This is a genomic window from Synechococcus sp. MU1655, from assembly GCF_023630655.1.
Taxonomy (GTDB): Bacteria; Cyanobacteriota; Cyanobacteriia; order PCC-6307; family Cyanobiaceae; genus Synechococcus_C.
Genome location: NZ_JAKUHK010000118.1, coordinates 1 through 5,928, shown reverse-complemented (window position 1 = coordinate 5,928; position 5,928 = coordinate 1). Strand labels below are relative to the sequence as shown.

The 5,928-nt window shown below is 50.2% G+C and carries 5 protein-coding genes; 2 read left to right on the top strand and 3 right to left on the bottom strand.

Annotated elements, in window-relative coordinates; translation table 11 throughout:
- Nucleotides 1-945 precede the first annotated feature (945 nt).
- On the bottom strand, nucleotides 946-1,347 hold the full coding sequence (locus tag NCN04_RS06775; RefSeq protein WP_245407240.1) for a hypothetical protein: 402 nt from the start codon (nucleotides 1,345-1,347) through the stop codon (nucleotides 946-948).
- Nucleotides 1,348-1,890: 543 nt separating this feature from the next.
- On the opposite strand from NCN04_RS06775, the gene NCN04_RS06770 reads away from it, so the two are divergent.
- Nucleotides 1,891-3,258: a hypothetical protein gene (locus NCN04_RS06770; protein WP_250395584.1), complete on the top strand. Its 1,368-nt coding sequence runs from the start codon at nucleotides 1,891-1,893 to the stop codon at nucleotides 3,256-3,258.
- A 110-nt stretch (nucleotides 3,259-3,368) separates the two neighbouring features.
- Here the strand turns inward: NCN04_RS06770 and pheS are convergent, their stop codons facing one another.
- The gene (gene pheS / locus NCN04_RS06765) at nucleotides 3,369-4,376 is read right to left on the bottom strand and encodes a phenylalanine--tRNA ligase subunit alpha (RefSeq protein WP_011618737.1); all 1,008 of its coding nucleotides are present in this window, start codon (nucleotides 4,374-4,376) and stop codon (nucleotides 3,369-3,371) included.
- 74 nt (nucleotides 4,377-4,450) lie between these two features.
- On the opposite strand from pheS, the gene surE reads away from it, so the two are divergent.
- The gene (gene surE, locus NCN04_RS06760; RefSeq protein ID WP_250395583.1) at nucleotides 4,451-5,248 is read left to right on the top strand and encodes a 5'/3'-nucleotidase SurE; all 798 of its coding nucleotides are present in this window, start codon (nucleotides 4,451-4,453) and stop codon (nucleotides 5,246-5,248) included.
- Between the two features lie 31 nt (nucleotides 5,249-5,279).
- Here surE and NCN04_RS06755 read toward each other — a convergent pair whose 3' ends face one another.
- A complete protein-coding gene (locus NCN04_RS06755; protein WP_250395582.1) occupies nucleotides 5,280-5,840 on the bottom strand; it encodes a DUF3611 family protein in 561 nt (186 codons plus the stop codon).
- Nucleotides 5,841-5,928 lie beyond the last annotated feature (88 nt).

The window sequence follows — 5,928 nt, the reverse complement described above, 5'->3', positions numbered from 1 at the left end:
GCCCAAGCTCTCTAGAGAACCAAGCCTGCGAACAAGGAAAGAAAGCCATAGCGATTGAGTCGCAACCCTTTTCATCCACCATGACATTGGAGAATTGCGAGTCAGCCATGCATGAATCCAGACAAAAAAGACAGTTAAAGAGTGCCCATACAAGGGAACGTCACGATCAAGCAGCAGCACATCCTGTTCGTCTACAAATCGATTGACTGTTTAGCAAACACCTTGCAGCACGTAGGTATACCGACTGATGCCAAGCATGAGATGCGTATTCAGAGTAGTGACGTTGGGAGAATGCATGACATCTTTAAGAATTGAGAATTTGTGCTTACAGGCAAGCCTCGAACTTAACGAGACTGTCGACGCTTATAGAGATCGAATCGATGTCAGCCGTGAAGCTCATTTGACTGGGTATCTCATGTGCCATTTCCTAATGACGATGTGCTGCCTTGGAGACTCAGTTCGATTCGATCTCTTGATGGAGTCCCTAAGGGCTGATCCTATAGAGGTATAGCTCTGATCAACATCAAGCTGACCTAGAAGTCCTTACAAATCACCTCTTAAAGCCTGAATACTGGCCACCTTTAATCCTATTGATGATCGCCGATATTTTGTCTGCATCACCTCGCCATTCACGACCAGCCCACAATTCGCATTCAGCAAGGGAAGCCTTCAAAATCCAAAAAGGTTGGATCGAAACAAACGTATACCCGCTTCTCAGGCGATCTTGATCGAGAATGCATCCAAGGCCTATCTGGCAAAACCAGACATGACGAATCGTGGCAAGAGACCTCAAAGTCAGATGTAGGCAACTATCACAGGAACAACAATTGCAGAGAGACTGAATACTTTCGAAAAGCTCTAAACTGATGCGGACAATCAAGACTAATCACGAAAACACCGTATCAAAGCCAACTTTTCAACCACAGAGTAAACGGGAATTGATGACTACTCCATCCAAAGCTTCTTAAAAGCATAGGGGAATAATTCACGTTGTTCCATGGAGGCTTCCCGAATAAACGTAATACAGGCATTTGAGCCATCAAATTGCTTGCTTCGAATGACCATTGTCATCGAATCATTCAGGCTTTTTCCTTTCTTTAATCCTGCATCAAGTGTCTTGACTGCGCCGCTAGGATCGCACTTCCCGAGCGTGATAGGCACTGGATCTTTGGCGTGGCTTGCTGGGATTAAGCCAACAGACAGGATGAAGCTCAAGAGCATCAGACTAGAAGTCACCATCGCCCTGTCGATATGAACAACTAGTAAAGCACTGATGCCATGAAGCGCTTGCCTTGAGATATGACAAACGGTTCCTAAGCAGACAAAAGCCTTCAGCCCTTTCGTCAACGCCTTCAGGAACGATCAGTAAACTGATTTCTTGGGGCCACTGAATGACGCCAAGAAACATGACAACCGTAAAAGCATTACAACAGAGCGTACGAGCAAAACAGTAGCGACTCACTCTCGCTAATCCAAACTGAATTGGCTGATACTACCAATGTTAAGCATATAGTATGCCAAACAACTTGACTAGCGTAGGTTCGCACTGGTGATGATTATGACAAGTCTCTGAGATTCATATTTTTGAAATTGCAGTGGCGGGCAGCACGCACTGAGTCCTGAGCACTAATTCTATACAACATCAGATATAAATTTGCCCCTGAGAGTATTGAGAATTGCCTCGTCTCTATTGCAGGTTAGATTGATTCGCCAAGCATCTTGCTCAATTCAAAAGGTTCGGCCTCGCTGATTAAATACAAATCAAGCCAACGCCTTCACTGAAAATGTAACAAAGGCTGCAGACACAAAGTCATTGGCCACAAGTTTTAAAAAGCAGAGTGAAAGAACTAATAGTGTAAAATTTTAGATATTCATCCCGCGAGTTTGAAGATGGATAGAAGCATATCCTGGCGACTCCTTCCTGGCTTCTACAGGCCTGGGAAGTCAAGCTTCAAATCCATTCAGGCCCTGTTCTCTGAATTCTTACGAGATCGCCACTCTCCGAGTTTGTTACAAGCTCATTATGACAATGATACATCTGATTCAATCAATTATGGATGGGGCGACTCTGCTCCATTAGAAAAAGAGATTACATCGCAAGAAGATCTAGACACTCTTATCAATACTCCATTTGCATTCAATCAAGCCATTTGCATTGTCGAACCTGCTGATCATGTTGGATTCAACACTATCGGCGAACCAGTAAGAGCCTCAATCAATGTTGCATGGCTTGCGCAGAGAATCGCTGATTGCGACTCAATTGTGTTCCCTTTGTGGAAATCTGGCTTAATGGACCGAAAAAAACTCGCTCATGTTCTTACGTCTTCTCTAGCTGTTGTATTTGAAGGCGGGCATCCAACAGTAAGAGATAGCAAATCGTTTGATAATACCAATTGCTCTCATGCTGATCTCCTCGATCTAAGTGAGGAGCTTATTTTATCAAGGAGACTTAGAAGTGCTCCCTCTATATTTATCTGCCTTGGACATCAGCTTGCCGCGCAAGCACATATACGATTAATAAAAAAAGCAACTCACGAGATTCTGGAGACTATTGATGACATCCTAATCAATCAGCCCAATTCTAGAAATGCTTTAAAACAAGTCTGCAATAGAATTCAGGCTCTAGGAACAAAACTAAGAATCGTCAAAGACGACAAAATTGTTGCGACGGGCTGGGATCATCCAGAATTCGCCGTAGGGATCAACGAAGTTCCAGAGGCGGGTCACTGTGAAATCATTCACTATGAAAAATCAAGCTCCCATCCCGACCCAGAACTAGCCGAATTAATCACCACTCAAGCAATCACTGCAGAAGAATATGATGGTGTAATTGAAGAATCAATTTCTCACGAAAAGGACTTAAATATTGTTATGTTCCATACCGACGAAGTCAACGAAGAAGCCATCCTGTTTGCGAATTGGGCCTATCGCAATCTCTATCAATCACTTCTGCCCGCAAGGAACCAGCTTGTGATATCTGAACTTTCTTGGTTGTTCAATCTTCCGAGCAGTATTGAAATCCTGTGTTCAACAACCGCTGAAGGCAGGTTGTGCACAGAAGTTGCCGCAACATGTATCAACTATAGGGACTACGACACTCGACAAACTCGCAGATCATTCACATGTCAATTCCACCCAGAATTAAGAGATGACCTTAGAGAATTCAAAAAAAGCGGAATACCAGCATTCGACAATCTAAAAAAAGATGATGGAATTAGGCTACTCATTCGAATATTACACGACAGCTTAATGGAGTAATTTAAAAACCCCTATGCAATAGCAAAGATCCCATAAAGCAATGCAACTGGTATTGAACTCGAGTCCTATCCGTCACGGGTGATTTTCAGATCGAAAAAAGATGATTTGAATCAAAACTGATCCAGAAAGCGCAAATCACTGGTGTACAGGCGGCGAATGTCATCGATGCCATGACGCACCATGCAGAACCGCTCTACCCCCAAACCGGCAGCGAAACCACTCCAACGATCGGGATCAAGGCCTAACCCCTCCAACACTGCGGGATCCACCATTCCGCAACCCATGACCTCAAGCCAGCGCCCTCGCCATTGGACATCCACCTCAGCGGAGGGTTCTGTAAACGGGAAGTAACTGGCGCGAAAGCGCACCGGTAGGTCACCAAAGAACGCCTTGAGGAACTGCATCACCGTGCCGCGGAGGTGACTGAAATCCAAGCCTTCATCAATGGCCAGCACCTCCACCTGATGAAACACAGGCGAATGGGTTGCATCCACCGCATCCCGTCGATACACCCGGCCTGGAGCCACGATCCGCACCGGGGGTGGATTGGTTTCAAGGTGTCGGATCTGCACCGGCGATGTATGGGTGCGCAGCAACAGGTTGTCTTGCAAATAAAAGGTGTCCTGCATATCGCGCGCCGGGTGTTCAGGCGGAATGTTCAGTGCAGTGAAGTTGTGGTGATCCGTCTCCACTTCAGGGCCTTCCTCCACCTGATAACCAAGGCCGCAAAACAGATCAACAATCTCCTCGGTGGTGGTGATCAACGGGTGCCGGTGCCCCATCGGCACCCCTAGCGGAGCCGCCGTGACATCCAGGGTTTCAGCTGCGATTCTTGTCGCCATCGCAGCACTGTTCACCGCCTCCAGGCGCTCAGATAGCAGCTGCTGCACCAAGGTTTTCAACACATTGGCGCGCTGGCCCACCAAGGGGCGTTCATTCCCCGGCAGCTTGCCCATCGCCCCCAGGACAGCTGACAGCCGCCCCTTCTTGCCCAACAGACCCACCCGAAGCTGCTCCAGGGCAGTGGCATCGGCGGCCGCCTGAATTTCAACCGCCGCCGCCGCCTCTAGGGCGTCCAGCTGATCAGTGAGCTGCTGCAGGGAAATCGTGGCGCTCAAGGCATTGGTTTCGCGGCAATGACTGTAGGGAGCCATCACGACTAGGTTCCAACCAACGTTGAGCAACCCTTCTGATGACTCCCCTGCGGATCCTGATCAGCAACGACGACGGCGTGTTTGCCGACGGCATCCGCACCCTGGCGGCAGCGGCCGCAGCAGCCGGGCATCAGGTCACGGTGGTCTGTCCCGACCAGGAGCGATCGGCCACGGGCCACGGGCTAACCCTCCAAACCCCGCTCCGTGCCGAGCGGGCCGATGAACTGTTTGAACCTGGAATCAAGGCCTGGGCCTGCAGCGGCACCCCTGCGGATTGCATGAAATTAGCCCTGTTTGAGTTGCTTCCTGAAAAGCCAGACCTGGTGCTCTCAGGGATCAACCATGGCCCGAACCTCGGCACCGATGTGTTTTGCTCCGGCACCGTGGCCGCCGCGATGGAGGGCACGCTGGAAGGCCTACCGGCGATGGCGGTGAGCAGTGCTTGTTTTCAGTGGAGAGACTTCCAAGCCGCCGCAAACTTGGCCATCCAGGTGGCAGAAACAGCCCTTGCCGATCAATGGCCGGACAACCTGCTGCTCAATCTGAACGTCCCCCCCTGCAAGCAAGAGGCCATGGGGAAATTGAGCTGGACCCGCCTCTCGATCCGTCGCTACGACGAGCAATTCAGCCCTCGGGTCGACCCCCGCGGCCGCACCTATTACTGGCTGGCCGGTGAAGCTGTCGAAGATTTCGAGTCGGGCGGTGATGGTCCCCGCGACTGGCCCACTGACGTGGCCCAAATCCAAGCAGATGCCCCCTCACTCACCCCAATCCAACCCGAGCTTTTCTGGCGAGGAGGTCTGTCCTCCTTACCCCATCTACACCTCGATCAATAGTTGAGTGATAGGTCGGCTCAGCCCCATCCGTTCAGCTCGTGCGATAGATCCTTTGCAGCATCCACAGCGAAAAAATCAAGCCAATCACATGGGCAAACAACACCTGGGTGTTGCTGAGTACCGAGAGCATCTCCAGGGAGGTAATCGCCATGTTTTCACTCGCCCCTCTGGAACCAATGGCAATGCCTGGCGTCTGCTGTGATGCCTGTACAAACAAGGCACCAGCGAGGGATTGATAGCCCACCGCAGCAAAGACCAGACCCAACAGATCAGCAAACAAACTGCGCTTGATGGTTCGGCTCGCCTCACCCCGACTCGGTCGCGCACCACTGTCTAAGGCGCGCCCAAGCCGCACCACCAACCAACCCTGCCAAAGACTGAACAGCAACACCAAAAACGACAGCGTGGTGAGTGAAAGTCCCGGACCCAATCCCAAGGCTTTATCAGCGTTTCTGCTCAAGCTTCCGCCGATGTTGTTGAACATCAACACCCCCAAAATCACAATTCCAAGCCCGGTTTGCGTCCAAAAGCGAATCCACGCTGAACGGCGCAAGCCAAGGGCAAGCAGTTGGAGATCGAGCCGATCGGCCATGCGATGTAGGAGGTCTGTCGTCCAAACTTGCCATTAACCACAGATCCGTGCACAACGCCGTTGATTCCTCTCTGCTCCCCACAGCAGG